The sequence below is a fragment of the Endozoicomonas sp. G2_1 genome, assembly GCF_017744155.1.
Taxonomy (GTDB): Bacteria; Pseudomonadota; Gammaproteobacteria; order Enterobacterales; family Alteromonadaceae; genus JAGHQT01.
Genome location: NZ_JAGHQT010000025.1, coordinates 15,476 through 39,982, shown reverse-complemented (window position 1 = coordinate 39,982; position 24,507 = coordinate 15,476). Strand labels below are relative to the sequence as shown.

Genomic DNA, 24,507 nt, shown 5'->3' with positions numbered 1-24,507 from the left:
GTTATGTACGGCATCAAGACAAGATGGAGAAACAAGAAGAGAAACGTCAATTACATTTACTAGGATAACCCAGCCCCCTTGTTTAGGGGGCTTACGCAAAGCCACCTTCTTTAGAAGGTGGATTCTTGACTGATATATTTCGTTGTCGTCTAGTGACGAATTTCAATATTTGGCGAGGTATCAATCTCACCATCACTGGTAATGGTCGCTGGGTTACCGTTACACAACAAAATCGCCATGCTGCCTGCCGCACTGTTGCGAATAAAAGCGAGATCATAACCAAATTGGGTTAGGCTACTAGCGGCAAATTTTTGTGCTAGTGTCAATTTATCCCAAAGCATAGAAAGCTCAGGCTGATAGTGCCGACGCTCTAATAGTGCTTCTCGTTCTTGTAGTGCTTGCATGACGTACCTCAAAAGATATTAACTAATTGGTGTAACATCCTTTTCATTCATATACTTATAATTTTGTTTCCAGATAACATTATCTCAGGGTGCTGAATAATTCAACACCCTGAAAGCTAAAATGTTATTAATTGTTTCAATTAGACCAGAAAACAACCAATTTGTTTTCAAAGTTTACAAAATAATTTTTCGAGCTTGGCAGCTTTCTGTTTTTTAAGATTATTTTTATAATCACAAAAAAATATCAAAAAGGTCGGTGAGCATGAGCCAGGTATTAGATCAACTATCAGCGCTACTGTCTTTAGAAACTATTGAACAAGGTTTGTATCGCGGTCAAAGTCAGGATTTGGGCTTTCGCGCCTTATTTGGCGGCCAAGTCATGGGGCAAGCACTGTCAGCGGCACAGGCAACCGTAGATGAGCAGCGTTATGTTCACTCACTACATTCATATTTTTTACGCCCGGGAGATGCCAGTAAAGCCGTAGTCTATGAAGTTGAAAGTATTCGCGATGGCGGCTCAATAAGTACGCGTCGCGTCAGAGCTATTCAAAATGGACATACTATTTTTTATATGACCGCCTCGTTTCAACAGCCGGAAGATGGCTTTGAACACCAAGACGCTATGCCTGACGTCCGAGGTCCCGATGGTGTCGACTCTCACGCTGACTTTATTCGCAAGTACCAAGACTATATTCCAGAGCAAATTAGAGAAAAGTTTTTAGCAGAAAAGCCAATCGATTTGCGCCCTGTTGAAGTATTTGACTGGATCAAGTCAGAACCAATGCCGGCAAAATGTCATATTTGGATGCGCACCAATGGCAAGCTACCAGATGATCCGCGTATTCACCAGTATATGTTGGCTTATGCGTCAGACTTCCAGTTTTTACCAACTGCTTTGTATCCACATGGCGTCAGTTATTGGCAGCCAAACTTTCAAATCGCGACCATTGATCATGCGATGTGGTTTCATCGCCCTTTTCGCTTTGACGATTGGTTATTGTACTGTGTGAACAGCCCTTCAGCGAGCTCCGGTCGCGGTTTGGTTAGCGGCAAAGTGTTCAATCGCCAAGGTCAGTTGGTTGCTTCAACAATGCAAGAAGGCGTTATCCGTCAGCGTTAGCTGCTTTATGATGCGTCGTCGCCCTGTCGATGATTCTGTTGCCAGTCATAGCCGCTGGGATGTTGGAAAATGCGCAAGCCAAAGTGCGGCGCAATCGCATATAAATGGTCAAAGATATCGGCTTGTATCCCTTCGTAATTAATCCAGTCTTGGTCGTTGCTAAAAAAGTATAGTTCTAAAGGCAAGCCAGTGGCGTCGGCTGGCAGTTGGCGCACCATACAAGTCATAGCTTGATGAACTTTATTGTGAGACTTTAAATAGGCTTCGATATAGGCGCGAAAAGTACCGAGGTTGGTTAATTGTCGAGCGTTAACATCGGTTGTATCGGCAATATTGTGTTGCTGACACCAAGCGTGAATTTCCGCTTGCTTGGTCGCAAGATAAGGTTTTAACAAACGAAATTTGGCCAGTTTTTCTAAATCTTCAGCACCGTAAAAGCGAATACTGGCCAGATCAACGCGAATACTGCGCTTTATCCGCCTGCCACCTGAGCTATACATGTCGCGCCAGTTCTTAAAGGAACCACTGATTAAGGCATAGGTCGGAATTGTTGTGATGGTTTTGTCGAAATTTCTCACCTTAACCGTGTTAATGCCTATTTCAATAACATCACCATCTGCCCCGTATTTGGGCAGTTCAATCCAATCGCCGGGTGCCACCATGCGGTTAGCTGATATTTGAATACTGGCCACTAAACCCTTAATGGTATCTTGAAAGACCAATAGTAATACGGCGGTTAAGGCACCCAAACCACTGAGCAAGTAAATCGGTGATTTATCGACTAAGTAGGATATCGCCAAAATTGTTGCGACGATATAAATCGCCAACTTAACAATTTGTAAGGTGGAGTTAAGTGGAATGTACTTTTCTTGTGCGGTTGCGCCATAAATATTTTTAAATACACCGAGAGTGGCGCTGACGACTCTAGCTATTTGAAAACACAAACTCGCTTTTGCCACCGTTAACAGCAAGTGATGCAATACGTGTTGTTCGGGTACTAAAATGGGGGTTAGTACTAAAATAACTAAGGTTGGCGTAACACTGCTGAGTCGATTGAAAATATTGTGCTCAACCAAAATATCATCGAGCTTGTTTTCACTGCGATCAATAGCCTTGTGTACTAGCGCTAAAATGTACTGTTTGGTGATGTAATGGGCAAACAAGGCCACCAATAGCAAGACACTGGTACTGACCAATAATGACAAAATATGCAGGTATTGTTCGTCAACAGCTTGGTTTTTTAGCCAATTGACTATCGTCGAAAAAAATACCGGCTCGTGTCCATTTTGTAGCTCTTGCATCGCTTTTTCTCAATTCTGTAGTGGTCTGATTAAAGATCGTTTTGTGCTTGTTTTAACTGGCTTAAACGTTGATCTTTGTCGTGCCACAATTGATTTAACCACTTCTGAAAATTTTGCTTAAATTCAGGATCGTTAAAATAATCGCCTGAACAATTTTCATCGATTGGCAAGGTTTCAATATCAATACATACTTTGTTCACTTTGCCACAAATAAAGTCGTAAAAGCTAGGAATACCGTTGGGGTAGTAAATGGTAACGTTGACGATTTTACTTAAATGTTCACCCATGGCATCGAGGACAAAAGCAATACCACCGGCTTTGGGCCGCAGTAAGTGCTGAAATGGTGATTTTTGTTTGGCGTATTTTTCATCGGTAAAACGCGTGCCTTCAATAAAATTCATTACGCTAACCGGCTTGTGCTTAAATTTAGCACATGCCTTTCGAGTCGTTTTGATGTCGGTGCCAATCAAATGAGGGTTTTTACGCAAGTAAGCTTGGCTGTAGCGCTTCATAAAGGGGAAGTCTAACGCCCACCACGCCAACCCGAGAATAGGAACATAAATCAGTTCTTTTTTGAGAAAGAACTTTAAAAATGGAATTTTGCCATTGAGTACACGCTGTAACACCAAGATATCAACCCAGCTTTGGTGGTTGCTAATCACTAAGTACCAATCTTGCATTTTTAAGGCATCGCCGCCGGTTACTACAAGTTTGGTTGGCACCAATAGTTTTTGATTGAAGCTGTTTACGCTGATCCAACTGCTGGCGCAAAAGTCGAGTAAGTAACTCATGAGTTTTTGCCAGGGTGCAATTGGCAGCAAAAACTTCAGTAATGAGCCAACTAAAATAGGTGAAATCCAAAATAGCGTGTTGACTAGATAGAGGACAAAAGACAAAGCAGCGAGCACTGGCCCGGGCAAAAAACTCAACATAAATGAAGAAAACCTCAATTTATCAAATAGATTATTTATAAAGATTAGCGTTATTCGTATTCAAAATAGGTATAGCCATCAACGCCGGCGGCTAGCTCGTTGAGCATAGCGTTAATCTCATTAGTCGCTAATGATTGCTGTTGATGCAGCTGCTTTTGGCAGTTTGCCAGCAACTGATGTTTACTAAAGTGCACTGTTTTTAACACATCTTCAGCACTTTCGCCTTGAATTTTTTGGCTGATAACATGGCTTTGATCAGACAGCTCAACGTGAACTGAGTCGGTATCGCCAAATAAGTTGTGCAAGTCACCGAGGATCTCTTGGTAAGCACCCAACATAAAAATCGCGATATCATAGGGCTGTTCAGGATCAAATTTTGGAATCGGCAAGCTGTTTTCGATGCCGACACCGTCGACATATTGTTTGATTTGGCCGTCAGAGTCGCAAGTAATATCATTGATAATAGCGCGATGATCTAGCGTTTTGTTGAGCTGATCAACCGGTAACACTGGAAACAACTGGTCGATACCCCAAGCATCGGGCAGCGATTGAAACAGTGAAAAGTTGCAGAATAATTTGTCGGCAAGTTTTTCGTTTAATTCGTCAAGGATATCGCGGTGCGCTCGCATACTCGGCACTAAAACGCTTTTTATTTGGCGCAACAGGCTAAAGTAAAGTTGCTCGACTTGCGCCCACGCCAGTAAACTCAATTGACCACTTTTGTACGCTTGATGAGCGTCACTAAAGTAGTGCATGGCATCGTGATAAGCCTCTAACGCATTGCGGCTGGTTAAACCGACACTGTCCTGCCATAGCGCTTGGAAATAAGTGTTGTCGATGGCGCTCACCTGCTGGTCGGTAAACTCATTACCACCGGGTGCCGATTCACACTCGATTACATTGGTGATCAATAAGGCGTGATGAGCGGTCATTGCCCTACCCGACTCACTAATAATGTCGGGCTCCGGCAGGTCTAATTGTTGGCAAGCGTCGGCCAGTGCAAAAACAACGTTTTTGGCGTATTCCTCAACTGAATAGTTAATTGAACAGGCACTGCGGGAATGACTGCCTTCGTAATCGACCCCTAAGCCACCGCCAACATCAACGGTATTTATCATGATACCGAGCTGACGTAATTCGGCATAATGTCTGGCGCATTCCAACATTGCATTGTGAATGTCGCGGATATTGGCGACTTGCGAGCCAATGTGAAAATGCACTAGGGTCAATAAATGTATCGCATCAGCTTGTTTTAGTAACTCAATCGCTGTTAGCAATTGGCTGGCGTTAAAACCAAATTTGCCTTTTTCGCCACCGGTGTTTTGCCATTGGCCTTTAGCGGCACTGTGCAGTTTTATTCGAATGCCAAGCTCAACTTGCGGCCCGTCAATTTGGTAGACATTGTCGAGAAACATCGACAACTCAGAGAGCTTTTCAATCACGACACAAACCTTGTGCCCCATAGCGGCGGCAATTTGTGCTAAGCGCAAAAACTCTTGGTCTTTGTAGCCATTGCAAATAATGCGGATATTGCGATTCGCAGTTCCCAATATTGCCAATAGCTCAGCTTTACTGCCCGCCTCTAAACCGACCTTTTGATCAGCGTTTAATAGCTTATCGATAACACTGTGTTGTTGATTGACTTTAATCGGATAAACAGCGGTATACTTGCCGCTGTAATTGCGCTGTTTTTTAGCGTGAGCAAAGGCTTCCACCAAGTTTTTAATGCGATCTTGTAAGATATCGGTAAACCGAACTAATACTGGTAGTTTGACACCCTGCTCTTTTAATTCAGCGACAAGCTCGCTGAGTACGATATTTTGCCCTTGGCGCTTACCTTTGGGATGCGCAACCACCTGACCGCCTTCATTAATACTAAAATAGCCTGCGCCCCACTCACTGACGTTGTAAGTTTGTTCTGCAGCTATGTGATTACTGTTTGTCATGATTGCTACTTGTTCGCTAAAAGGGTCTCGATTAATCGCTAAATTTTAATAATATTTTTTCACTGTTGCAGTATAAATTTAGTAAAATAAGTCAGTTTAATTCGTTATTTTAGAGGCTTAAATGTCATCGTTTCATTCACCGCAGTGGTTTACCGAAGTACATCACGACTTAGAAAGTGCCTATTCGTTAAAAATTACCGAAAAGCTCGCTGAGCAACAGTCACCGTTTCAAAAAGTTGAGATTTATCAAACCACTCAGTTTGGTAAGCTGATGACGATTGATGGCTGTACCATGGTGTCGACACGGGAGAACTTTCTTTACCACGAAATGATGTCACACCCGGCTTTATATACACATCCCGAGCCGAAAAATGTCGTGATTATTGGCGGTGGTGACTGCGGCACCTTGCGCGAAGTATTGAAGCACCAAGAGGTTGAGTCTGTTCATCAAATCGACATCGACGAAGTGGTCACGCGCTTGTCTGAGCAGTATTTTCCAGAGTTGTGCCAATCTAATAATGATGTCCGGGCGCAAATTTTGTTCGATGACGGCATTGCTTTTATGGCCAATGCCGAGCCAGAGTCGATTGATATTGTCATTGTTGACTCAACTGATCCAGTTGGTCCAGGCGAGGGCTTGTTTAACCGCGCCTTTTACCAGAGTTGTTTAAAGGCTCTGCGCTCTGATGGCATTTTAGTTCAGCAAAGTGAGTCTCCGCTTTATCACTTAGCCTTGTTAACCGACATGCGCAATGCAATGACTGCAGCAGGCTTTAGCGATTTACAAACCTTGAGTTTCCCTCAGCCAATTTATCCAAGTGGTTGGTGGAGCTGTACCTTGGCTAAAAAGCAGGGCGCTTTTGGCGATTTTCGTGCAGTTGATGCTAATAATGCCGAATTTGAGACATTATATTACAACAGTGACATTCATCAGGCTGCGAAAGCGCTACCAAACTTTGTAAAACAGGCTTTTGACGGCACATAATGGCAATGTGTACAAAAACGTCAATTTATTTTTATCTTGGCATTTTTGGTCTGTTTTCAGAGACAGATCTTAGTGTTTTAAAGAGTTTGAATAGAAAAAATTGTTAAAATCTGGTTAATGCTATTAATAAGAGCATTCTTGTCTAAATAAACTGCAAATCTTTATTGCCAAACCCTTTGATTTACGTGCATGCTTAAAGCAAGTACACAAAGGGGGAAATAATGAAGTTTAATCGTGCTGTGATCAAAGTTGGCAGTGCTTTAGTCTCGCCAAATGGCAAGGGCTGTAGTGGTCAGCATATTTTGCCAATTGCGCGCTTTATCAATGAGTGTCGCCAAGCGGGCAAAGAAGTGATTATTGTCTCATCGGGCAGCGTTGCCGCTGGCCGACAGTTAATTCAGCACGGTTCTCCCAATCCCTCGATTCCCACCAAACAAGCGATGGCCTCGGTTGGCCAAATGCAAATGATGGCAAACTGGCAGCGCTTTTTTGATGTGCCGTGCAGTCAGTTGTTGATCACTCATGGTGACCTCAAAGATCGTCAGCGCTATATCAACATCAAGAATACCTTGCGCATTTTGCTCGACAATGACGTGATTCCGATTGTTAACGAAAACGATACCGTTGCCACCGATGAGCTTAAAGTAGGGGACAACGACAACCTTGCTGCCTTAGTGGCACTGGTTGCCGATGCTGATAGTTTGTTTATCCTTAGTGATGTTGACGGAGTTTTCGATAGCGACCCGCGCTCTAATCCAAGCGCTAAAATGTTCAGTGAAATTAGTGAAATCACCGAAGAGCTCTATGCAATGGCGGGAGCGACCAAGAATCACATTGCCACTGGTGGTATGAAAACCAAGATTCAAGCGGCGGAAAAAGCCATTGAGAACGGGATTGATACTTATATTATCAACGGTAGCCGCAATCAGGTTTTTGAACAATTGCTGCAGGGTGACAATCCTGGTACTCGTTTTGTTGCTAGCCAAGCAGCAGTAAAAGCGAAAAAACATTGGCTTAAACACACCCTAAAAAGCAGTGGCGCACTCTTGCTCGACAATGGTGCCGTACGGGCGTTAACGCAGAAAGGCGCGTCTTTGTTACCGTCTGGCATTGTCGAGGTAGCAGGCCGTTTTGCCGCCGGTGAGTCGGTCGACATAATCGCAAAAGAGTCAGGGCAGGCGATTGCGAAAGGGATTTGTCAGTATGGCGACCGAGATTTGGCAAAACTCGCTGGCGTTAACAGTGAACAGATTGAACAGCTACTTGGCTATTGCCCAAGTAAAGTCGTGGTGCACCGCGACGACATGGTGTTAGTTGATAAATGATCTAGTCAAACCCGAGCGAGCTTTGCTTGGGTGAATGGCAACAGTAAAGAATAAATAAAGAGTAAAAAATGTCAGAACAAAACAATTTCTCAATGACTGAAATGGCGGCTCAGGCAAAGGCCGCGAGTAGGGCGGTTGCCAATTTAAATGAACAGCAAAAAAATCAACTGCTCACCGATATGGCTGTTGAAATAGAGCAGGCCAGCGCTGAAATTTTGCTGGAAAACGTCAAAGATATTGATGCCGGTCGTGCCAAAGGCCTCAGTGAAGCCATGCTTGACCGTTTATTGTTAACCGAAGCGAGAGTTAAAGGGATCAGCGATGCCATTCGCGATATCGTGAATCTCGCTGATCCGGTTGGCTCTATGGCTAATACCACTATTCGTCCAAATGGTATTCAAGTGAGTAAAATGCGCATCCCACTTGGCGTGATTGCGATGATTTACGAAGCTAGACCCAATGTTACCGCGGAAGCGGCGGCACTGTGTTTAAAATCTGGCAATGCGGTTATTTTACGCGGTGGCTCTGAGGCCATTCACAGCAATTTAGTTTTGGCTAAGTGTTTACATAGAGTATTGGCGCGACACGGCTTAAATGAAGGTGTAGTTTCGGTTATTCCCGATACCAGCCGTGCGGTTATCGAACAGTTATTGAAACAGCGTGAAACCATTGATTTAGTGATTCCACGCGGTGGTGAAGGCCTGATCCGCTATGTTACCGAGCACAGCCAAATCCCAGTAATTCAGCACTTTAAAGGCGTTTGCCACTTGTTTATCGACAAGTTTGCCGATTTAGACAAAGCCACCAATTTATTGGTTAATGGTAAAACTCAACGGCCAAGTGCGTGTAATGCAATAGAAACACTCTTGGTGCATAGCGATATTGCCGAAACCTTTTTACCACAAGCTGCTCAGGCGCTGTCAGCATTTTCTGTGAAAATTCACGCATGTCAAAACAGCCAAGCGTATTTTGATAACGCCGAATTGGCCACTGAAGACGATTTTGCCGCTGAATATTTAGCGCAAGAAATCGCGGTTAAAGTGGTTGATGGCTTTGATGCTGCCATTGATCACATTAATAAATTTAGCTCAGATCACACCGAAGTTATTGTGAGTCAGGATATTTCCCGCGCTCAGCGCTTTGTCCGCACTATTAATTCGTCAGTAGTCATGATTAATGCCTCATCGCGATTTTCTGATGGTGGCCAGTTGGGGCTTGGTTCTGAAATTGGTATTTCAACCAGTAAATTACACGCTTATGGACCGATGGGATTAGCCGCATTAACCACGGAAAAATTCGTCGTGGTCGGCGATGGTCAAGTACGAGATTAAAATTGATTAAACGCTTGGCATCGGGCGATTTTATTCGTTTCAATCGAGCTTGATTCACGATACAATCGCCGCCTTTGGCAGTTTTCTGCGCTGTAGCGTATAGCAATCTCAATTTTGGTAGTTTAATCAATGAAAAAACATCGCGCATTTTTAAAGTGGGCTGGCGGTAAATACGGCCTTAGCGATGTTATTGCGAAAATGTTGCCAAAGGGCGAGCGCTTAGTTGAGCCCTTTGTTGGCGCTGGTGCTATCTTTCTAAATACTGATTATCAAGAGTACTTACTCAGTGATATTAATCAGGATTTAATTCATCTATACCAAACCTTACAACAGCAACCTGACAAGTTTATTGCTGATGCTCGCGTTTTGTTTGATCAAATCTACAATTGTCCCGAACAATACTACGAATTGCGCAGCCAATTTAACGCCAGTACATGTAAATACCAGCGTTCGTTATTGTTTTTGTACCTCAACCGCCACGGCTACAATGGTTTGTGTCGCTACAATAAATCTGGCGGTTATAACGTACCCTTTGGCAAATACAAAAAGCCGTACTTTCCAGAAAATGAGTTATTGTTTTTTGCCGAAAAAGCGCAACGTGCTACTTTTGTTTGCCAAGGTTATCGAGAAAGTTTTGCCCAAGCAGCCAGTGGTGACGTTTTTTATTGCGATCCGCCTTACGTCCCGCTAAGTAAAACCGCGAGCTTTACTAGCTATGCTGGCAATGGTTTTGGCTTAGACGAACAAGCTGACTTAGCCAACGCAGCCGAAGAGGTGTTAGCAGTACCAGATGTTGCAGTATTGCTGAGTAATCACGATACGATATGGACTCGCAAGATTTACGAGCACGCCGACAAGATCAAAAAAATTAAAGTGGCTCGTACCATTAGTCAAAAGGGCAATGGTCGCAAGAAAGTCGATGAGTTATTGGCTCTTTATCGCAATAAAAACAGATAGCTTCACTGATATCAGCTAGTGCATTTTGTGCTTTAAGGAAGCACGATTGAAACAATAGCCACTAAGCTTGTGATAAACAAAATCACGCCGATTAACCCGGCAATCACAAAGTGTGAAAACTGGCCCTGATTAAAGTCGCGATGGCGATTCTTGTCACTTTGTACACCCAAAAATGCCATGGCAACGCTTTTTGCGGTTTCAATAAACCCTATACCTTTCGCGTTTTTCATATCATTGTTAACTTTTATAAGACGAGCATAGTTATGCGTATTGGTCTTAGTATTGAATATTTTTTAGTCACTGGCAATTGTGTTCAATAGGCATAAAAAAACCTAGTTGTTTTAAACAACTAGGTTTTATTTAAACGTCAATGAATTACGACAGTATTATAATTCGAAGTCTACGCTGTAGCTAACAGTGAATTTGATTTCATCGTTGTCTAAACCGTCAGAGCCACTATCTTCTAAGTCAGTGTCTGTAACAGCTAAAGTGAAACCGTTTTTAGAAACGCTAACACCGTAATCTAAGTATGATTCAGGGACACCGTTGAACGCTTCGTTGAAATCACCGTCGTGGTAACCAACGTGGAAGGTCAACTCAGTTTCGTTCAAAACAGTCGTTGTGTAGTCGAGCGCGGTGTATGTTGCTTGACCAAAACCAAAGTCTTGACCTGCACCTTCGTCAGCTTCAGTGTGTGCCAATACGTTTAACGATAAAGTGAAGCCGCCATAGCCGACTGAGCCATAAATTTCAGCAAAGTCGAAGTTAGCGACATCATCATAGTTGTAGTAAAGGTAACCAACATCGTAAGAAATACCGTCTACTTCACCAGAAAAACCGAAGTATAGGTCGTGCTCATATGAGAAATCATCGCCTGGAGCATACTCAACGTTTGACACCCATGTACCGGCATAAAAACCACTTTCGTGCGAGTAATCGATACCACCTTGAATCGCTGCTTGGTTAATGGTTTGTGTTAAACCACGCCAGATGTAGTTAGATGTTGCTGACGCATTGGCGGTGACTTCTGCTGATGCTTGAGTTGAAATAAAAGCGGTACTGGCCAATGCAGCTGTTAAGGCAATTGATACTAATGATTTTTTCATGTTTTCTCTCTCTATTTAGTAATTGTTGTTGTGAGTAAATTGCTGATATAGCCGGAGCAAAGACAATGCCCGCTTGCCTAGTCCGCGAAAGAAAAAAATTGCAAGTAAAATCAATAATTTAAAGGGCTGGAAAATTTGAGGTTTAAATAAAATAGTGCGTTTGCTCTATTGTGGTGCGCAAAATTCACGATCTTGGCACAAAAAACGAGCAGTGCTTGTTAGCGAGCCTCGTTATTTACGTGGAAGAATAAATCTGAATTATTGCTTCAATAATCGCCAACCTTTAGGTAAAGTAGCGCTGATTTTTCTGGGGGGTAGGTTATGTCTGATTTTTTGATTGCACCGTCGATTTTATCGGCTGATTTTGCGCGTTTGGGGGAAGATGTTGAACGAGTATTAGCGGCTGGCGCCGATGTTGTTCACTTTGATGTCATGGACAATCACTTCGTTCCCAATTTGACCTTTGGCTCTATGGTGTGTAAATCACTGCGCGACTACGGCATTACCGCACCAATCGATGTCCACCTTATGGTTAAGCCGGTCGACAGCCTAATTCCTGAGTTTGCTAAAGCAGGCGCCAGTATTATTACCTTTCATCCAGAAGCCAGTGATCACATCGATCGAAGCTTGCAGCTAATTAAAGACCACGGCTGCCAAGCGGGTTTGGTGCTAAACCCAGCAACGCCATTACACTGTTTAGATTTTGTCATGGATAAGCTTGATGTTATTTTATTGATGTCGGTAAACCCAGGTTTTGGCGGTCAGTCGTTTATTCCATCAACGCTTGATAAATTAAGATTGGTGAAAGAAAAAATTGCTGAGAGTGGTCGAGATATTCGTTTGGAAATTGATGGCGGCGTAAAAGTCGATAATATTGCTGAAATCGCAGAAGCGGGCGCCGATATGTTTGTCGCTGGTTCGGCGATATTTTCACAACCAGATTATCAAGTGGTTATCGAACAAATGCGTGCGCAGCTAGCAACCGTGAAATAGCAGCTAACGTCGCCAAGTAAGTTATTTAAGTAAAAAAGGTAAGCAGTGTTTAGGCTGTTTAGCTAAAAGGAAAAAAATGAGTAAACCTATTGTATTAAGTGGTTGTCAGCCATCAGGCGAACTAACCATAGGTAACTACCTTGGCGCATTGCGTCAGTGGGTAGACATGCAAGACGATCACAACTGCTATTATATGTTGGTTGACCAACATGCAATTACTGTGCGTCCTGATCCAGCTGCATTGCGCAAAGCGACCTTAGACGGCTTAGCCTTGTACTTGGCTTGTGGTGTTGATCCAGAAAAGAGCACTATATTTATTCAGTCGCATGTACCAGAGCACGCTCAGCTGAGCTGGGTATTAAACTGTTATACGCAAATGGGTGAGCTTAACCGCATGACCCAGTACAAAGATAAGTCGCAAAAATCAGAAGCTAATATGAACTCGGGTTTGTTCACTTATCCAGTATTAATGGCGGCGGATATCTTACTATACAGCGCTGATCGCGTGCCAGTTGGCGATGATCAAAAGCAACACTTAGAGTTAGCGCGTGATATTGCCACGCGTTTTAACAACTTATACGGTGATGTTTTTACCGTGCCGGATCCTCATATTCCAGAATTCGGCGCACGCATTATGAGCTTGCAAGATCCGCTCAAGAAAATGTCTAAGTCAGACGACAACACCAACAACTTTATTGGCTTGTTAGAAGACACTAAAAAGATCACTAAAAAGATTAAGCGCGCAGTGACTGACTCAGACGAGCAAGCACGTATCTACTTTGACGTAGCTGAAAAACCGGGTGTTTCTAACTTGTTGTCGTTGTTGTCGTGTACTACTGGTCAAAGTATTGAAAGCTTAGTACCACATTACGAAGACAAAATGTATGGCCACTTAAAAGGCGATGTTGCAGATGCGGTTGTTGCTTTACTTGAACCGATTCAAGAAAAGTATCACCAATATCGCAACGACCAAGCATTCTTAGACCAAGTTATGCGTCAAGGTGCTGACAAAGCGTCTGAGCGCGCAAGCAGCGTTTTAGAGAAAGTTTACGACTCGATAGGTTTTATCGCTAAACCATAAGTGATGAGTTGTTTAGGTGATGAAAAGGTGGGTATTATCCCACCTTTTTTTTCGGCTATTACTTGTCAGCCTCTGCTCTCGCTTTGTCAAAAAGCTCGTTGGTACTTTGAACAAAATCTTTTGCTGGCGTATTCGGTGTAAATAAAAATGCCGGCGATAGTACAGTGGCGTTGTATTCAGGGTTTGGATTGAACTCTGGCTGCTTGCTTAAGCCAATTAAAAAGTTACCGCCAAAAAACAGTATGGTTAAACCTACGGTAATGACATTTCTGCGCACCGGCGACATGTGAAAGCTAACGTAGCAGTTAAACCAAAACAATCCAAAGGATGCTGCAATTGGCACTAGGGCAATCACGTTGACAATGGGCCAGTTACTCGAAAAGTTAAAGGCAACTAAGGACTCGAGTAAGTCACTGAGCCACCATAAATTAAAGAAGATAAAACTAACGCCAAGCTGGGCAAAAACCCGGGCATTGTTTTTGGTTAAGTGTGAGACTAGCGCAACGCCAAATGGCCACAGTGCGAACATTAAGGTAAAGCCGATAGCTCTGACAAAAATGAGGCTTGAGGTAACTTCTTTCGCTTGCCCTAAAAAGAACAAATAACCGATAACGCTGCTAAAGAGCGCAATCACCGTTGTTAGTAGCCAAGGCTGGCTGGCGAAATTGACGAAATTTTCTAGTGGCGAAAAGCGAATACTTTCAGCAACTGGGTGATTGGGGAAAACAATTCTGACTTGGCTGTTGCCAATCGAGATAATATCGCCTGAGCGCACAATGTGTTGATGCGCAGATGCTTTGCTATCGTCGAGGAAACTGCCGTTAACGCTCTCTTGATCAAAGGCAACCCAGTGTTCACCATTGTGTTCCAGTGAGACGTGTTCAGGGCAAACATGTGGATCGGAAACAATAATGTCGTTGTGGTAACCGCGGCCAATGGTAATTGAGTCTTGTTGGAATTTGTGACGACTAATCGTTTTATGGCCTTTACTGATTTCTTCAATGATTACTGTTTCCACGATACTGCCTCAATAAATTTCTCAGTAAATGCTTGGCTTAGCGCTTGCTCAACGCCCGACAAACTAAAATAACTAATCAAGCCTTGTTGCTGTTGATCAACACTCGCGCTGATAAATACCACATCGAATAGTTTTGGAAAGTCTTTGTAGGCTCGGGTACAAAATGCTGACTTAGCTGCCATACCGTGTTCATCTGCTCGGGTCGTTATCGTGTTGTGGGCACATTCAAACTCGCTGACGTCATCTTTGTCGACTTGGTTATTGGCGCCAGCTCGGCTAAATAGGTTTTGATAGAGATGATAAAACTTAGTGGTACTCAATTTTTTTGATTCGATATAACGAAATTCCATTTCGACCATACCGGTGAAAAAGCGTGAATCGACGTAAATATCGTCGTCGAGTGCACATTGAGCGACTGCGGCAAAATACAGTGCTTCAGTTTTGTCAGAGTTGGAATCACCCCAACAACGAATAAATGGCGCGTCGATAATGGGAATTTGGCCATTGCCCAATTGTCTCATTTGCCACTGGCTATTGAGCATACTATTGAGCAGCTTTTCTTGGTTAGCTGACAATTGGGTTGCCATTTGCTCAACGATGTTCTGGCCGCCAAGTTCTTGATAGTCACTAAACAGTTTAACTAACTTGGTATGGGGCACTAAAAAGCCAATTTGGTTACCTGAGGTTGCGACGTTAATACCAACCACTTCGGCATTTTTGTTAACCACAGGGCCACCGCTCATGCCAGAGTTAACTGAACCGGTAAAGTGAATACGTTCGTTAAATGACTCTTTTTTGAGACCGTTGTAGGTACCGGGCACAACTATCATTCCCAAGTCGTGAGGGTTACCCAAAGAGTAAAGCTGCTCACCTTTAATTGGTGTTGTTGCCGAAATTTTAAAATAGTTATTCGTTGTTTGGTTTTCGTCGACATCGCGTTTCACTAAAGCCAAGTCGTTAACAATATCAACGCTCTTTAAGGTCAGTAGGCCGGTATTACCGCTATTGTCTAAATACTCTATCTTGTACTTTTCGGGGTGACGGGCAAAACCTGAAATGACGTGGTAATTTGTCGCAATCAGTCCGTCTTCAGTAATCTGAAAAGCCGAGCCAATCGAAGATTTTTCACCACTGGCGATATCGATTAATTTTATTTGGTATAAAGATGGAGCTAGTTGTTTAAAGAGTTGTTCCGCTTGTTCACCTGCATTGGCTTTGGTAATCAAGGAGAGTGGGATAAGTAAACAAAAACAAAGTGATAACAGCTTTTTCATTGATATTCCTGGTCGCAGGTACTGAGTTTATTGTGCCATTGTTACTGCAATTGTCATCCTTTATCCCGCGATTTATTTAACATAATGTTATTAAACATGAAAAATTGTCATTAAAACGGGTTTAAGGGAAGAATATTGTTTGAGTAATTGATAAACTAATTAGTAATATCGTATCTGTGTTATGCCATCTGCGCATTGAGTGTTGAGATCAATCAATTAACAGTTTGGTATGCTCGTAAATCAGTAGAATAAATCAAGGTAATAGTAATGAACCATAATCTAGTGCAGCAATATTTATTAGCTAAACCAGAAGCCGTTTTAATGCAGCCTCAAGGCGATGAGTCTATGGTCTTTAAAGTTAAGCATAAAATGTTCGCTACATTATCTGTCGGTAAAGAGCAGGGTGACAACCAAGGTGAACCGCACTGGTGGTTAAATCTAAAATGCGATCCTGATGAAGCTATTGAGCTCAGAGAAACTTATTCTGCTATTTTGCCTGGTTACCACATGAACAAAAAGTTGTGGAACACAGTGGTACTTGACGGCTCGGTTCCTGAAGACGAAATTAAGCGCATGATGGACAACTCGTTTAAGTTAGTTGTCGACAACATGCCAGAGCGCGACCAAGCCTCAATTTTGGCAAAACTGTAAAATCTAAAAGTTACAGATAGCTAAATTAAGTCGCCAGCCGACTTAATAATCTCGAGCGCTAATTCGTGCTTAATTTTGCGCTCGGGAGAGATAGCGTAAAAACGCTCACTCACCGAATTAGTGCTACCAATCAAATCAACTTTATATTGACTGCAAATGTGGCTTTGAATGCTGGTTGGCGCACAAAACACACCAAAACCCTCTTGGCCAAATAGTTTCATTAGTGCACTGTCGTCAAATTCAGCAATAATCTGTGGCTGAATCGCCAATTGCTCAAACCAAGCTAATAATCCCGCCTTAATTGTTGCGTGATCACTGGGTATTAACAGTGGTTGTCCGTCTAAACAGTGAGGAAAATCTGCTGCCAGTTGCTGAGCAAGTGACGGTATTGCAAAAAAGCTAGTGCCCGACTCACCGAGAAAGTGATTAAATGCCTTAACATTGGAGCCATTTGGCAAGGGCACATCTGACAGAATCAGGTCTATTTTATTGATTGCCAGTTCGCTGAGCAGGGTTGCTAAATCACCTTCTTTATAAATAAGCCGCGTTGAACCGATTGCTTTCATCACGGGCTGAACTAAGTCAAAGGCAAATACTTTTGGCACGACATCGGTGACGCCAATGGTAAAGGATTGTGTTTTTTGACTGTTTTTATCATTTAATGCCTGAACCAACTCATTGCCTAAGGCGAAAATATCATCGGCGTATTGGTAGGCGAGTTTACCTCGGTTATTTAATACTAAGCGCTTACCCTGTCGTTCAAATAGTGGCTCACCTAGATAGTTTTCAAAGGCGCTGATCTGACCGCTGATGGTTTGAGGAGTTAAATGAAGCTTTTCTGCAGCTCGGCGAATACTGCCTTCTTTTGCGGTGGTGTAGAAGTAGTACAAGTGATGATAATTTAGCTGCAGCATTTGGTTTACCTAGCTATCAATTTTTTTCGAGGTATTTAATAAGTATATTCGACTTTTACAGTTAATGTATATGACCTATACCTTAAAGAATGTCTGTTTATTAACCAGCGGGTGATCTATGACTAAAGCGTTTCGCCAAATGGTACAACACGATGCCGCCGGTGGTATCTTGTTGGTCATCGCTGCCTGCTTTGCCTTGCTGTTAGCGAACACTCCACTCAATGGTTTTTACCAAGGCGTACTAAATCTACCTGTAGTTGTTCAATTTGGCAGTTTTGAAATCGCCAAACCACTTTTATTGTGGATTAACGATGGTCTTATGGCCTTGTTTTTCTTTATGGTTGGCTTAGAAATCAAGCGCGAAATACTCGACGGTCACCTTAATTCAGTAGAAAAAATTACGTTACCTGGCATCTCAGCTATTGCTGGTATTGCTGTACCTGCACTTATTTATTGGTGGTTTAACCGAGATAACCCGGTTGCAGTGACCGGCTGGGCTATTCCTTCCGCCACAGATATCGCCTTTGCCTTGGGTATTTTTAGTTTGTTTGGCCGAACCTTGCCGATAACCCTCAAACTGTTTTTGTTGTCGGTCGCTATTTTTGACGACATTGGTGCGATTGTTATTATCGCCTTGTTTTATTCCGCTGAGCTTTCGACGACTTCACTATCAATTGCACTGGGTGGCTTAGTGGTGTTATTTGCACTAAATCGCTATCAAATTAGGCATCAAGCCGCATATATCTTGGTTGGTATTGTTGTATGGGCTGCCGTGCTTAAATCAGGCGTTCACGCGACATTAGCTGGCTTTGCCGTTGCTTGGTTTATTCCTCTGAAAGTTAAAAATGAAGATGGTCACCCAATGCTGGCTAATTTAGAGCACAAATTGCATCCTTGGGTTGCATTCGCGATTTTACCCATATTTGCTTTTGCCAATGCTGGCGTAACCTTTGTCGGCACGACAACCGAAGACATGTTTAATCCAGTTGTGCTCGGTATTGTCGCCGGTTTATTTATCGGTAAACAAATTGGTATTTTCGGCGCGTGCTGGTTAACCATCAAAATGGGCTTTGCCAAACTGCCGCAAGGGGCTACTTGGCTCCAGCTATACGGCGTTTCTATGCTTTGTGGTATTGGTTTCACCATGAGTTTGTTTATTGGCACCTTGGCCTTTGAACACCAAGGTAGCGAATACTTAAACAGTGTTAAATTTGGCGTGCTTGCTGGGTCAGTCTTATCAGCCGTTATTGGTGGCTGGTTGATCGCTCGAAGCACAAGTAGAAAAAAGTAGCGGAGGTGTCTCATGCGTAAACTCACTTATTTCCCTCTGGCGTTGATAAGCTTATTTGTATTGCTTTTTGGTCTCGTATGGAGTCAAGCCAGCTATGCCAACGCGGCTGCTGGTAAAGTAACTCAATCTAGCTGTGTTGTTGGTCAACCTATCGGTCAGCAGTGTTATCGTTATTTAACGGCGGTGGCGAAAGGTATTCTAACCACTAAAACTGTGATGGCTGAAAATACAAATAGTAGTGAAATAGCTGATAATAGATCGGCTTACGCCAAACGAGTTTTTCAGACCCGAGTGTGGACGATACGCGATAGTCAACAAGATGCGATAAATTTTAAATCAAAAGTTTGTTTACCCGAAGGTAAAAACAATGAGATGTTATCACAACAAGTAGTTGACGATATCGTCTTCAAACAGTCGCTTGAAAGTGATGTTTATCGTCAGGTATACAAGACTATCACTGCTTTATACCCTTGTTAGCGACTGATTTTTCAAGGTGTTTTAACATCACAAGGTGATCATTTTTTTGTCACAGAGTTGTCACCTTGTGGTCATTTATTCTTAATTTATCATACACTTAACTGTCACCTTTCATTCCTAGTATCTCGTTGCTTTTAAATTTGGGCACCTTGTCCGACGTAGATTTAAACCTTAACGCAACTAATTTACACCTCAGAGGAATGAGTTATGGACTCTAAGTGGTTTTCACTTTCTGCGCTTGCTGCATGTTTAGCAACGGCGAGTATTCACGCAGCGGTTTTACCAACCGTTCAGTCTTCAAGTCAGTGGTACACTGACGGTCAAGCAATTGTTGATAGCAAAACCAAAGCAACGGTCAAAACAAAAGCAAAGAACGTCATTTTATTTGTCGGCGATGGTATGGGGATTTCAACCTTGACCGCCGCACGTATCTTAGCGGGTCAGCAAGCGGGCAATTCGGGCGAAGAGGGCTACTTGAGTTTCGAGCGTTTTCCGTATTCTGCTCAAATAAAAACCTACAATGTTAATGCCCAAACACCTGATTCGGCAGGCACCATGACTGCGATGATCTCAGGTGTTAAAACCGACGTTGGTGTTATTGGTGTTGATGAAGACATTGAGCGTGGTGATTGTTCAACTGTTGCCGGTAATGAATTAGTTACAGCGCTAGAACTTGCGGAAATTAGAGGCCTATCAACAGGAGTTATTTCAACAGCCCGCATTACTCATGCGACACCTGCCGCGACCTATGCGAAATCGGCCGATCGCAACTGGGAAGATGATTCTCGCGCTCAGGGTGGCTGTGAAGATATCGCGTCTCAGTTAGTTAACTTTGAGAAGAACTTAGAAGCGCGTTTTGTCGGTGTTGATGTCGACGGTATTGAAGTGGTAATGGGCGGTGGTCGCCGTCACTTTTTACCAAAAGCTGATGGCGGTCGTCGTGCAGATGCACGCAATTTGACTTCTGAATGGCAAGCAACTTACCCAGACGGCAACTATGTTGTTAATCAAGCACAATTCGATGCCCTTGATACAGCGAGTGCTAAGCAAGTATTTGGTTTGTTTAACTCGTCGCATATGCAGTACGAAGCCGATCGCGCTAATGACAGTGATGGTGGTGAGCCTTCACTCAGTGAAATGACCGCTAAAGCGATAGATATTCTTGATAACAACGACAAGGGTTTTTTCTTAACGGTTGAGTCAGGTCGCATTGACCACGGTCATCACGCCGGCAGCGCTCATGGTGCATTAACTGATGCCATTGAATTTGCCAATGCGGTGCAAGCGGCAGTTGATGCTACTGACCCAGAAGAAACGCTAATTTTGGTCACCGCTGACCACAGTCACGTGTTTACTATTGCTGGCTATCCAAAACGCGGTAACCCAATTTTGGGCAAAGTGGTTGCTGTTGGTCAAACGACGCCAAGCACTGCTGCTGACGGTATGCCATACACAACACTTGGCTACACCAATGGTCGCGGTTTCATGGATTTAGGCGTTGAAACTAATGCCGATGCTTCATATAGCAACCCAATTAATGCTGGTCGCCAAGATTTAACCAGTGTTGATCCAACAACCCCGGGTTTCCATCAAGAAGCCTTGATTCCAACCAGTTCAGAAACGCACGCCGGTGAAGATATTTCATTACATGCTTTTGGTCCCGGTGCTCATCTAGCACAGGGCGTGGTTGAGCAAAGCGTAATCTTCCACATCATAGATCAATCTCTCGGATTAACGGCTAGATAAGTCGGTTATTTACAGGAATATTCAAATGAAAGCTTTAAAATATTTATCTTTATCTGTCTTAATCGCACTGGCTGGTTGTGAAGGTGACGACGGTCGCAATGGCATTAACGGCGCTAATGGAGCCAATGGCGCAAATGGTTTCGACAGTTTAATCAATCAAACAGCCTTGTCAGCTGGCGATGCCATTTGTCGCAATGGTGGTGTTCGCGTTGATAGCGGTACTGATAGCAACCGCAATACAGTTTTAGATGCCGATGAAATTAACGCAACTGAATTTGTTTGTGCACCAACCTTAACCTCGTTAGCCAATACGGATATTGCGGCTACAGTTAACAATGAATGGTTTACCAGTGCTCGACGCCAAGTTGCTAAGGCACAAGAAAATACAGATGCAGTCAGCAATACCAAAGGTAAAGCGAAGAACATTATTTTATTTGTTGGCGACGGTATGGGCATTTCAACGGTTACCGCGGCCCGTATTTTAGCGGGTCAACAGCAAGGTAAGTTGGGTGAAGAACACGAATTGAGCTTTGATAAGTTTCCGTTTTCTGGCTTTGCAAAAACCTATAATGTTGATGCGCAAACACCTGACTCTGCTGGCACCATGACTGCGATGATCTCCGGTGTTAAAACCGATGTTGGCGTGATTGGTGTTGGTGAAGCGGTTGTTCGAGGCGATTGCTCAAGTGTTGCCGGCAATGAATTAGTCAGTGCATTAGAGCTTGCCGAAATTGCTGGTAAAGCAACTGGCGTTATCTCGACAGCACGTATTACCCATGCAACGCCAGCTGCAACTTATGCAAAATCAGCCGACCGTAATTGGGAAGACGATTCGCGCGCCCAAGGTGGTTGCGAAGATATTGCATCGCAATTGGTTAACTTTGAAGCTAATTTAGAAGCGCGTTTTTCTGGCTTAGACGTTGACGGTATCGAAGTGGTGATGGGCGGTGGTCGTCGTCACTTTTTACCTAGTTCAGCAGGTGGTCGCAGAACGGATAACCGCGATTTAACTGCTGAGTGGCAAGCGGACTACCCAAGTGGTAACTACGTTGTTAACCAAGCGCAATTTGACGCAATTAATCCAGCGACCGCTCAACAAGTGTTTGGTTTGTTTAATTCTTCTCACATGCAGTACGAGGCCGACCGCGCTAATGACAGCGATGGTGGCGAGCCTTCGTTGACTGAAATGACTACTAAGGCGATTGATATTTTAGACAATAACAACAAAGGGTTTTTCCTGACTGTTGAGTCTGGTCGTATTGATCACGGTCATCACGCCGGCAACGCTCATGGCGCGCTAACTGACGCGATTGAGTTTGCCAATGCTATTCAAGCCGCGGTTGATGCAACTAACCCTGAAGAAACGCTAATTTTGGTCACCGCTGATCACAGCCATGTCTTTACTATTGCTGGTTACCCTAAACGCGGTAACCCTATTTTAGGTAAAGTGGTTGCTGTTGGTGACACAGAACCGAGTTTAGCAGATGACGGCATGCCTTATACGACCTTAGGTTATACCAACGGTCGTGGCTTTATGAATTTAGGTGCACAAACCAATGCTGATGCTGGATATAGCAACCCAATTGATGCCGGTCGCAAAGATTTGGCTAGTGTTGATACGACAACGCCAGGTTTCCACCAAGAAGCCCTGGTGCCATTGAGTTCTGAAACTCATGCTGGCGAAGATGTTGGTGTTTATGCTCAAGGTCCGGGCGCTCATCTAGTAACAGGTACCCAAGAGCAAAGCTTAATCTTCCATGTTATGAATTACGCAGGTGATCTTGTTGGTCAAGCTGAAGCTGCGTTGAACTAATAGCGCAGCTATACCCAAACTACCCCAAGATACATGATTCAGCGCTGTCATAGGGACTTAATATCAAGGCGCAGCTAGCAGGAATGGTTACTCCCTTTCAATTAGCTGCAACGATGAGAGTAAGTCCCTATGAAGCGCCCGAAGGGTTGGTTTAAAAGCGATTTATGCGGCGTTATTGATTTTAACAAGGGAATAACCATTCTTTGCAATCAATGCCTTGCCTAAATCGCTTTTAATTCCAACTGAACAAGCATCTTGAGGTGGCTTGGGTATAAATATGGAGCTGGCTTGGTGTCAGCTCCTTGTACTGATTAACGGTTTAGTTGTTTGCCTCTAGAGCGATTAAACTTATAGTTAACCTGAGTTTTGGTTAAGAGATGAGTTAAATGATTGACTTTAAAACAAACATAACACTTTGCGTCTTTACAGTTAGAGATTTTCTTTGATAACGAGGAAAATTTACGCGTCAATAGCTTGTCTATTGCAAGTGAATTTAACGCTGTTAGCGATGAAAATAGCTATTGTAAAGCCATTTATTATCCAGAACTCAGGTTAGTTAGTAAACGAAGAAAATCTTATGAACAAATTATTAATAGCCCTTGCAGGCGTTGGTGTTGCATTCAGTAGCTGGGCGCATTCAAGCTCTTGTCAATCTGAAACCTTGTTGGTAACTTTCCAAGTGACTAATAGCCAAGTGATCAATACTCAAGTGACTGGTGCCAATAAGTTTGAATCGCTAAAGGTGAGCAAAGCTGATTCACAACTGGGTAAAAAACAGGTGGTTTTTTATCGAAGTAATAACAAGGTGGCATATCAGTATCCTCAAACAGGGATCAGTGAAGTGTTTAACCGCATTACTGACCAGCGAATGTTATTGCAACGCTATTTTGATAAATACCAGCGTGGTATTGAGTACCAACCTAATGAAGTGAAAGGTAAGCAAAGTTGGCAGACCAAATATCAAATTGTTAGCCCTACGGCATTGGCTAATATGCAGCAAATCGCCCAGCGCGGCAGTGGTTGCCAGCAAGAACATGATTATCAACAGCAATTTGGTGAAACAAGTATTACCTTGACTTGGCTACCTGAATTGCACTTGGTTAAACACTACCAATTAACCGACAAACATCATCGAATTACGTGGCAGCTTACCGAACTTGCACAAGACCCGAAGCAAGTGACTGCCTACTTTAAGGAGAAGCGCAGTTATTTACTGACCGACTACGCAGATATTGGTGATAATGAACAAGACCCGTTTTTAGCGAAGATGATCAATCAAGGTTTTATTGAACACGGTTCACTGGGGTTCTATAACAGCCAAGGTCAAAATATTTCACCTACTCATGACAATCATAGTCACTAATTTTGTTGTCAGTCATTATGGTGTGATTTTTCTGATGCGTTTTTGTGATCGTATTTTCTATTTATTACAGAGCGACTAATTCCTGAACTTTCCATGGTCGCTAAGCTATCAAAATCTGTGATGTCAATTTCCTTTTTATAGCTTTTTAACTCCTCGACAATCCTGTTAGGAAAAGCAAAGTAGCCACTGTATTTACAGATCTTGCGTTGTAAAATATATAAGGTGAGTACTGATACATAAATTGTCCAAGCTAAAAATAGTGAGATTAGTATAGGGGATATTTTTATCAGTAAAAAAGCACCTATGATGCAAACTAAACATTTTGCTTTTAATTTGTTTTCGCCCTCGAATGAGTAAAATTCGAAATAGTCTAGCCGGTTTAAATACCAACGGCCAATTTTACTGCCTGATTCATTTTGATATTTGGCTTGTCTAAATTCATTTTTCATCAGTTTAGCTTCCAAGGTCTCTTTATAGCT

The 24,507-nt window shown here is 43.1% G+C and carries 23 protein-coding genes; 13 read left to right on the top strand and 10 right to left on the bottom strand.

Annotated elements, in window-relative coordinates; translation table 11 throughout:
• Window positions 1-149: 149 nt before the first annotated feature.
• Window positions 150-404: a hypothetical protein gene (locus J7384_RS18365; RefSeq protein ID WP_209116006.1), complete on the bottom strand. Its 255-nt coding sequence runs from the start codon at window positions 402-404 to the stop codon at window positions 150-152.
• Window positions 405-666: 262 nt separating this feature from the next.
• Between J7384_RS18365 and tesB the strand changes: the two genes are divergently transcribed.
• The gene (tesB, locus tag J7384_RS18360) at window positions 667-1,524 is read left to right on the top strand and encodes an acyl-CoA thioesterase II (protein WP_209116005.1); all 858 of its coding nucleotides are present in this window, start codon (window positions 667-669) and stop codon (window positions 1,522-1,524) included.
• A 5-nt stretch (window positions 1,525-1,529) separates the two neighbouring features.
• On the opposite strand, the gene J7384_RS18355 is transcribed toward tesB, so the two are convergent.
• The 3 genes from J7384_RS18355 to speA are packed head-to-tail and all read right to left on the bottom strand — an operon-like array spanning window position 1,530 to window position 5,703.
• Complete coding sequence (locus J7384_RS18355; protein WP_209116004.1) at window positions 1,530-2,825, bottom strand: mechanosensitive ion channel domain-containing protein; 1,296 nt, start codon at window positions 2,823-2,825, stop codon at window positions 1,530-1,532.
• Between the two features lie 29 nt (window positions 2,826-2,854).
• Window positions 2,855-3,757: an acyltransferase gene (locus J7384_RS18350; RefSeq protein ID WP_209116003.1), complete on the bottom strand. Its 903-nt coding sequence runs from the start codon at window positions 3,755-3,757 to the stop codon at window positions 2,855-2,857.
• A 50-nt stretch (window positions 3,758-3,807) separates the two neighbouring features.
• The gene (speA, locus tag J7384_RS18345; protein ID WP_209116002.1) at window positions 3,808-5,703 is read right to left on the bottom strand and encodes a biosynthetic arginine decarboxylase; all 1,896 of its coding nucleotides are present in this window, start codon (window positions 5,701-5,703) and stop codon (window positions 3,808-3,810) included.
• Window positions 5,704-5,824: 121 nt separating this feature from the next.
• On the opposite strand from speA, the gene speE reads away from it, so the two are divergent.
• The 4 genes from speE to J7384_RS18325 all read left to right on the top strand — a co-directional run bounded on the left by speE (window position 5,825) and on the right by J7384_RS18325 (window position 10,301).
• Window positions 5,825-6,688: a polyamine aminopropyltransferase gene (speE, locus tag J7384_RS18340; RefSeq protein WP_209116001.1), complete on the top strand. Its 864-nt coding sequence runs from the start codon at window positions 5,825-5,827 to the stop codon at window positions 6,686-6,688.
• A gap of 221 nt (window positions 6,689-6,909) precedes the next feature.
• Window positions 6,910-8,013: a glutamate 5-kinase gene (gene proB, locus J7384_RS18335; RefSeq protein ID WP_209116000.1), complete on the top strand. Its 1,104-nt coding sequence runs from the start codon at window positions 6,910-6,912 to the stop codon at window positions 8,011-8,013.
• A 68-nt stretch (window positions 8,014-8,081) separates the two neighbouring features.
• Entirely contained in the window at window positions 8,082-9,344 is a 1,263-nt protein-coding gene (locus J7384_RS18330; RefSeq protein WP_209115999.1) for a glutamate-5-semialdehyde dehydrogenase, read from the top strand.
• A 129-nt stretch (window positions 9,345-9,473) separates the two neighbouring features.
• A complete protein-coding gene (locus J7384_RS18325) occupies window positions 9,474-10,301 on the top strand; it encodes a Dam family site-specific DNA-(adenine-N6)-methyltransferase (RefSeq protein ID WP_209115998.1) in 828 nt (275 codons plus the stop codon).
• Window positions 10,302-10,333: 32 nt separating this feature from the next.
• On the opposite strand, the gene J7384_RS18320 is transcribed toward J7384_RS18325, so the two are convergent.
• Window positions 10,334-10,531, bottom strand: coding sequence for a DUF2970 domain-containing protein (locus J7384_RS18320; protein WP_209115997.1), 198 nt, complete (start codon window positions 10,529-10,531; stop codon window positions 10,334-10,336).
• A 156-nt stretch (window positions 10,532-10,687) separates the two neighbouring features.
• Window positions 10,688-11,407 (bottom strand): TorF family putative porin, encoded by a 720-nt coding sequence (locus J7384_RS18315; RefSeq protein ID WP_209115996.1) that lies wholly within the window; start codon window positions 11,405-11,407, stop codon window positions 10,688-10,690.
• A gap of 321 nt (window positions 11,408-11,728) precedes the next feature.
• On the opposite strand from J7384_RS18315, the gene rpe reads away from it, so the two are divergent.
• Window positions 11,729-12,400: a ribulose-phosphate 3-epimerase gene (gene rpe / locus J7384_RS18310; RefSeq protein ID WP_209115995.1), complete on the top strand. Its 672-nt coding sequence runs from the start codon at window positions 11,729-11,731 to the stop codon at window positions 12,398-12,400.
• A gap of 76 nt (window positions 12,401-12,476) precedes the next feature.
• Entirely contained in the window at window positions 12,477-13,481 is a 1,005-nt protein-coding gene (trpS, locus tag J7384_RS18305) for a tryptophan--tRNA ligase (protein WP_209115994.1), read from the top strand.
• A gap of 58 nt (window positions 13,482-13,539) precedes the next feature.
• Here the strand turns inward: trpS and J7384_RS18300 are convergent, their stop codons facing one another.
• Window positions 13,540-14,499 carry an FHA domain-containing protein gene (locus tag J7384_RS18300; protein ID WP_209115993.1) on the bottom strand — a complete coding sequence of 320 codons (960 nt, stop codon included), beginning with the start codon at window positions 14,497-14,499 and terminating at the stop codon, window positions 13,540-13,542.
• A complete protein-coding gene (locus tag J7384_RS18295) occupies window positions 14,487-15,773 on the bottom strand; it encodes a serine protease (RefSeq protein ID WP_209115992.1) in 1,287 nt (428 codons plus the stop codon). Before J7384_RS18295 ends, J7384_RS18300 begins: the two co-directional genes overlap by 13 nt.
• A 267-nt stretch (window positions 15,774-16,040) precedes the next feature.
• Between J7384_RS18295 and J7384_RS18290 the strand changes: the two genes are divergently transcribed.
• Window positions 16,041-16,424, top strand: a complete 384-nt coding sequence (locus J7384_RS18290; RefSeq protein ID WP_209115991.1) for an MmcQ/YjbR family DNA-binding protein — start codon at window positions 16,041-16,043, stop codon at window positions 16,422-16,424.
• 20 nt (window positions 16,425-16,444) lie between these two features.
• On the opposite strand, the gene nhaR is transcribed toward J7384_RS18290, so the two are convergent.
• Complete coding sequence (gene nhaR / locus J7384_RS18285; protein WP_209115990.1) at window positions 16,445-17,338, bottom strand: transcriptional activator NhaR; 894 nt, start codon at window positions 17,336-17,338, stop codon at window positions 16,445-16,447.
• Between the two features lie 118 nt (window positions 17,339-17,456).
• Here nhaR and nhaA point away from each other — a divergent pair, with 118 nt between their 5' ends.
• From nhaA to J7384_RS18260, 5 genes are all read left to right on the top strand, one after another.
• Window positions 17,457-18,629 carry a Na+/H+ antiporter NhaA gene (gene nhaA, locus J7384_RS18280; RefSeq protein ID WP_209115989.1) on the top strand — a complete coding sequence of 391 codons (1,173 nt, stop codon included), beginning with the start codon at window positions 17,457-17,459 and terminating at the stop codon, window positions 18,627-18,629.
• A gap of 12 nt (window positions 18,630-18,641) precedes the next feature.
• The gene (locus tag J7384_RS18275; RefSeq protein ID WP_209115988.1) at window positions 18,642-19,106 is read left to right on the top strand and encodes a hypothetical protein; all 465 of its coding nucleotides are present in this window, start codon (window positions 18,642-18,644) and stop codon (window positions 19,104-19,106) included.
• A gap of 207 nt (window positions 19,107-19,313) precedes the next feature.
• Window positions 19,314-20,852, top strand: coding sequence for an alkaline phosphatase (locus J7384_RS18270; RefSeq protein WP_209115987.1), 1,539 nt, complete (start codon window positions 19,314-19,316; stop codon window positions 20,850-20,852).
• A 25-nt stretch (window positions 20,853-20,877) separates the two neighbouring features.
• A complete protein-coding gene (locus J7384_RS18265; protein ID WP_209115986.1) occupies window positions 20,878-22,665 on the top strand; it encodes an alkaline phosphatase in 1,788 nt (595 codons plus the stop codon).
• A 577-nt stretch (window positions 22,666-23,242) separates the two neighbouring features.
• Window positions 23,243-24,028 carry a hypothetical protein gene (locus J7384_RS18260; protein ID WP_209115985.1) on the top strand — a complete coding sequence of 262 codons (786 nt, stop codon included), beginning with the start codon at window positions 23,243-23,245 and terminating at the stop codon, window positions 24,026-24,028.
• Between the two features lie 8 nt (window positions 24,029-24,036).
• On the opposite strand, the gene J7384_RS18255 is transcribed toward J7384_RS18260, so the two are convergent.
• On the bottom strand, window positions 24,037-24,477 hold the full coding sequence (locus J7384_RS18255; RefSeq protein ID WP_209115984.1) for a hypothetical protein: 441 nt from the start codon (window positions 24,475-24,477) through the stop codon (window positions 24,037-24,039).
• Window positions 24,478-24,507 lie beyond the last annotated feature (30 nt).

Coding starts and splice junctions, on each gene's coding strand:
- J7384_RS18365 (WP_209116006.1), bottom strand. CDS start 404: ATGCAAGCACTACAAGAACGAGAAGCACTATTAGAGCGTCGGCACTAT.
- tesB (WP_209116005.1), top strand. CDS start 667: ATGAGCCAGGTATTAGATCAACTATCAGCGCTACTGTCTTTAGAAACT.
- J7384_RS18355 (WP_209116004.1), bottom strand. CDS start 2,825: ATGCAAGAGCTACAAAATGGACACGAGCCGGTATTTTTTTCGACGATA.
- J7384_RS18350 (WP_209116003.1), bottom strand. CDS start 3,757: ATGTTGAGTTTTTTGCCCGGGCCAGTGCTCGCTGCTTTGTCTTTTGTC.
- speA (WP_209116002.1), bottom strand. CDS start 5,703: ATGACAAACAGTAATCACATAGCTGCAGAACAAACTTACAACGTCAGT.
- speE (WP_209116001.1), top strand. CDS start 5,825: ATGTCATCGTTTCATTCACCGCAGTGGTTTACCGAAGTACATCACGAC.
- proB (WP_209116000.1), top strand. CDS start 6,910: ATGAAGTTTAATCGTGCTGTGATCAAAGTTGGCAGTGCTTTAGTCTCG.
- J7384_RS18330 (WP_209115999.1), top strand. CDS start 8,082: ATGTCAGAACAAAACAATTTCTCAATGACTGAAATGGCGGCTCAGGCA.
- J7384_RS18325 (WP_209115998.1), top strand. CDS start 9,474: ATGAAAAAACATCGCGCATTTTTAAAGTGGGCTGGCGGTAAATACGGC.
- J7384_RS18320 (WP_209115997.1), bottom strand. CDS start 10,531: ATGAAAAACGCGAAAGGTATAGGGTTTATTGAAACCGCAAAAAGCGTT.
- J7384_RS18315 (WP_209115996.1), bottom strand. CDS start 11,407: ATGAAAAAATCATTAGTATCAATTGCCTTAACAGCTGCATTGGCCAGT.
- rpe (WP_209115995.1), top strand. CDS start 11,729: ATGTCTGATTTTTTGATTGCACCGTCGATTTTATCGGCTGATTTTGCG.
- trpS (WP_209115994.1), top strand. CDS start 12,477: ATGAGTAAACCTATTGTATTAAGTGGTTGTCAGCCATCAGGCGAACTA.
- J7384_RS18295 (WP_209115992.1), bottom strand. CDS start 15,773: ATGAAAAAGCTGTTATCACTTTGTTTTTGTTTACTTATCCCACTCTCC.
- J7384_RS18290 (WP_209115991.1), top strand. CDS start 16,041: ATGAACCATAATCTAGTGCAGCAATATTTATTAGCTAAACCAGAAGCC.
- nhaR (WP_209115990.1), bottom strand. CDS start 17,338: ATGCTGCAGCTAAATTATCATCACTTGTACTACTTCTACACCACCGCA.
- nhaA (WP_209115989.1), top strand. CDS start 17,457: ATGACTAAAGCGTTTCGCCAAATGGTACAACACGATGCCGCCGGTGGT.
- J7384_RS18275 (WP_209115988.1), top strand. CDS start 18,642: ATGCGTAAACTCACTTATTTCCCTCTGGCGTTGATAAGCTTATTTGTA.
- J7384_RS18270 (WP_209115987.1), top strand. CDS start 19,314: ATGGACTCTAAGTGGTTTTCACTTTCTGCGCTTGCTGCATGTTTAGCA.
- J7384_RS18265 (WP_209115986.1), top strand. CDS start 20,878: ATGAAAGCTTTAAAATATTTATCTTTATCTGTCTTAATCGCACTGGCT.
- J7384_RS18260 (WP_209115985.1), top strand. CDS start 23,243: ATGAACAAATTATTAATAGCCCTTGCAGGCGTTGGTGTTGCATTCAGT.
- J7384_RS18255 (WP_209115984.1), bottom strand. CDS start 24,477: ATGAAAAATGAATTTAGACAAGCCAAATATCAAAATGAATCAGGCAGT.